The sequence below is a fragment of the Pseudoalteromonas sp. PS5 genome (assembly GCF_004103255.1).
Lineage (GTDB): Bacteria > Pseudomonadota > Gammaproteobacteria > Enterobacterales > Alteromonadaceae > Pseudoalteromonas > Pseudoalteromonas peptidolytica.
Genome location: NZ_RCSQ01000245.1, coordinates 1 through 4,342, shown reverse-complemented (window position 1 = coordinate 4,342; position 4,342 = coordinate 1). Strand labels below are relative to the sequence as shown.

Genomic DNA, 4,342 nt, shown 5'->3' with positions numbered 1-4,342 from the left:
TCTCATTTAGAACAACTAAATAGCAAAATTTTTGCCTAGTTATCGACAAGATTTCTCGCCTCAAAATAGACCACTTAATTAAGTAAATTGGTATGATTAAAATAATTAGTATAAGAAAGGAATATGTGTCTGTGGTAGAAGTACAAAATGTTGTCTTCTCTCGTCGTGACGGAGAGTCTCGCAGAGAAATTTTAAGTGATCTTAATCTTAGTATCGGTAAAAATGAGCAAGTGGCAGTGGTAGGAGATAGCGGCTCTGGCAAAACCACATTGATCCATTTAATAGGTGGGCTACTCAGGCCTGACAGTGGCAGCATCATTATCGACGGCCAAGATATTACAAAATTTAACGACACAGCGCAGGCCAGATACCGCAGAAGCCTGGGCATGATATTCCAGCATTATCAACTACTATCAGTACTCAACGTATACGACAATATTACTTCCAAGCACAGCTCAACAATATAAAACTAGCACCACAGACAGTCAAAACACTGGCTTCACGCTTGGGGATCGCAGATAAACTCAATGCCTTACCACATCAATTATCTGGTGGGGAGCAACAGCGAGTAGGTATTGCACGGGCTATGTTGAATAAACCTCAGTTGCTATTAGCAGATGAGCCCACAGGCAATTTAGATGCAGCCAAAAGCGAAGAAGTTGTGTCACTTTTACGTCAGCTATGCCAAGAGCAGTCGGTGAACCTGATTATGGTTACTCACAGCCAACACCTTGCCAATAGCCTAGATAGAAAAGTGACCATTGAGAATAAGCGCGCTTATGGTTAAGCACTCTCAGTTAAACATGGCCTTACCTACAGCGCTTGAAATTAGATTAATACTGGGGGTTTTTTTCCAGTTTTATCGCCGACACCTTTGGCTCTTTTTCCTGTTTGTTCTTGGTTTGTCGCTGGGGAGTGCGTTATTAGGTGCAATCCAAGGGCTGAATCAAGAAGCGAATAACCGCTACCACCAAACCAGTGCGTTGATAAATAATCCAATCAGTCACTTTGTGAGGCCAATTCACGGTAGTAAAACACTTGAAGCGACTATTTGGCAGGCGCTACGAAAAGCAGGTGTACGTTCTACTGAGCCGGTGGCTGAAGGGGTGGTCACAATAGTCGAAGGTCAAAAAGTACGTATAAAAGGTGTAAATACTCTTCAGTGGCTTGGCAAAGGGAGTCAATCAGACCGTCAACAAAATCAAAATCCCAGTATGCAGTTTGGTTTTAACACTATTTATATCTCCAATGCATTAGCGGAGCGCTTCTCCTTGAAGCAGCATCAAAGTATGCAAATTGCCGGTGTTGATTGTGTGTTTTTCGTATTACCAGGGCTTAGCGGGAATACCGCGTTGGCAGACATAGCCTTGGTTGACCGCCTGTTACATTTGGAAGGAAAAATCAGTTACATAGAAATTTCAGACTTTCATTTGAATAGTGCGCAGGTAAACGCCATTATTACCAACAAAGCGCGACTGCAAAGTGCCGAGGCGCAATCATTCGACTCCCTGTCACAAGCCTTCTTTTTCAATCTCAAAGCGCTTGCGTTATTGGGTTATGTTGTTGGCGCTTTTTTAAGTTTCAATGCCATTAAATTGTGTCTGCATAGCCGACAAAAATTGCATCAGCAACTTATATTGCTGGGTTGTCTGCAGCGCACGCTTGTTGTCGCCGTAAGTATAGAAATAATACTACTTAGCTTTTTGGCAGCGTTGCTCGGTGCCGGTATCGCTTTTGTCGGCTCGAATGCTTTGGTGGCAGAAATCACACTCGCACTGAAAGGTCTCTTCGAACTGGACAGGCATTTACCGGTTCATTTCAGTTGGGTGGTCGTTTTACAAGCCTTTATGCTAAATATGTTGGTATTGGCGAGCATTGCTTATGCACAAACCAATGTGTTGATTTTCCATCGTAAGAAAAGGTTTCAAGTACTTTGTGTCATAGGAGCAGGACTGATAGCAGGGTACTTCTATATTGGTAGCGATAATCCTTTTTTCGCGCTTGGCCTTTGTGTGTGTTTATTGCTGGTGTTCTTTATTATTACGCCTGTGGTACTGCGAATATCGTTTGCGTGTATACCCACAACCCGGCCATTACTCAAGTGGATGAAAGCCGATAGTCATGAGCAGATCAGAGTATTAACCACGAGCGTCTATGCAGTTTTGCTGGCTGTGGGTACGTCGGTGGGGTTGCAAATTATGGTTGCAAGCTTTAGCACTGCGTTGCAAATTCATTTAGATAGTCGTTTAAGTGCCGAGCTCTATATTCGGCCAAATCATATAGAAAGCTGGCAGTATCAATGGTTATCAGCAAGGCAGGAAGTTGATACTGTGGGTGTTTTTTGGCAAGCAGAAGGCAGTTATCAGCGCAATGATAGTGACCCTAATACACAATCAGTGAGATTAATCAGCTTTGGCTCTCATGCTGATTTACATCAAAATCTTACATTGCTTTCTGGAGCTCCACCAACTTCAAAAACGCTGTACCACGAAGCCAGCATACCGCGCAGTGGGTGCCTTGCTAATGAACCAAGTAAACTATTACATGGCATAAGATTGGGTCAATACGTCACCATCAAACAGGGTGAGCGTCAGATTAACTGCGAAATAACAGGGTTTTACTATGATTATGGTGAGCAGCGCAGTGTTTTTGTGGTGGTTACTACAGCCATTTTACAAGCCAAGTTTAATTACGAGGCTTTTGGCTTCTCATTGCGTTTAAAAGAAGGAGCTGATGAGCTCGGCTTAAAACAGCAACTTTTACAACAATTTGAGCTTACCGAATCACAAGTTGTTGAAAATCATGTGTTTAAAAAATATGCGACACAATTATTTGAACATACATTTTACGCGACCAATGCTCTGAACCTGATGATAGTGGTGATTGCCTTATTTGGTCTTTGGGTGTCATTACTCACTTTGGGAGTCAAGCAGGTGCAACCTTTGGCTGTGCTTAAAACCTTGGGGATCACTACACTACAAGCATTTCAGATTAAGCTGTCGCAAAGCTCGATTATCTTATTGGTAAGCCTGGTATTAGCAATGGTATTAGGTGGGTTATTGGGCTGGGTATTACTGAAGTTTGTAATGCCTGTCGGGTTTGGCTGGAGCATTCCTTTTTTGATTCCGTATCAAAGTATTATGGTGTTTATCATGGGTATTTATAGTTTAGCCTTGTTGGTAAGTATTGCCCCGCTCATTAAGTTCAGTCGATATGCAGTTGCGGACTTATTACATGAAGACTAGATTGTGTTTATTGTTATTTATATTGGCACTATGTGTGGCTTGTACGCCAGAGCCTGCCAGCGACACCGAGGCTCAAACGCGCTTTTTTAGCCAAGTGCGAGGCACTGCTGTATCACCGGATTATCAACTACGCTTTCCTCATGATCATGGCAGTCATCCAGATCAAGGTATTGAATGGTGGTATATCACGGCAAATCTTCACAGCGATTTAGGCAAAGCGTTTGGGGTGCAATGGACGTTATTTAGAGTATCCGCCCCAAACACACATTACGCGAGTCATTGGTGGGATGATCAGCTCTACTTTGCGCATTTTGCGATCCAAAATGATGAGTCTCATCAAGCTTATGAGCGTTATGGTCGCGCAGGTCAAATAGAAATCGCCACTACTCCTTTTATTGCCCGCCTTGACGACTGGTATTTAAAAAGTGACTCAAGCGCTTTTTTGCCTCTGTCTCTGCATGCAAGCGAAAGCGGCAACAGTATTAATCTTAAGCTTAATGATAGTCCCTTGGTATTACATGGGGAAAATGGTTATAGCGAAAAGACCGCAGATGGTCATGCATCCATGTATTATAGCTACCCATTTTTAAATGCCTCTGGCACGCTTTACTTTAACGGTGAAAGCCATCAAGTATCAGGTAAAGCTTGGCTTGATAGAGAGTGGTCATCAGCTTTTATAAGTAAAACACAGCGTGGATGGGATTGGTTTAGTATCCGCGCAAAAGACAGCAAACAGGGGGCTCTGATGGTGTTTTGCATTCGTGATAGTGAGCAAAACTACACTGATTGTCGAGGTACCAAGATTGCAAGCGATGGAAAATCGCCACAGCAGATAGAACATAATGAAATTAAACTGACGGTGCTAAAGTCAATACCGCTTGATGGTGTTCATTATCCTTCTAAATGGCTGCTGGAGCTTGATGGTAAGTCACCAATTACCATTGAAGCCATTAATCGAGACTCTAGGAATCAGCTCTCTATTCCCTATTGGGAGGGGCGAGTCAGAACCTCTGGAGGATTTGATGGAGAAGGTTTCGCTGAGCTGGTGGGCTACGAATAAGCGCTAAAAATTATATTGATACCAATTTGACTTAATA

The 4,342-nt window shown here is 42.9% G+C and carries 2 protein-coding genes and 1 pseudogene; all 3 read left to right on the top strand.

Features of this window, described 5'->3' with window-relative positions:
• Positions 1-131 precede the first annotated feature (131 nt).
• The 3 genes and pseudogenes from D9603_RS21370 (at position 132) to D9603_RS21360 (ending at position 4,305) form a co-directional block, all read left to right on the top strand.
• A pseudogene (locus D9603_RS21370) lies at positions 132-787 on the top strand (ABC transporter ATP-binding protein).
• Positions 780-3,245 (top strand): FtsX-like permease family protein, encoded by a 2,466-nt coding sequence (locus D9603_RS21365; protein WP_241651749.1) that lies wholly within the window; start codon positions 780-782, stop codon positions 3,243-3,245. Before D9603_RS21370 ends, D9603_RS21365 begins: the two are co-directional and overlap by 8 nt.
• On the top strand, positions 3,235-4,305 hold the full coding sequence (locus D9603_RS21360; protein WP_128732842.1) for a lipocalin-like domain-containing protein: 1,071 nt from the start codon (positions 3,235-3,237) through the stop codon (positions 4,303-4,305). The genes D9603_RS21365 and D9603_RS21360 overlap by 11 nt, the downstream gene beginning before the upstream one ends.
• The last annotated feature ends 37 nt before the right edge of the window (positions 4,306-4,342 follow it).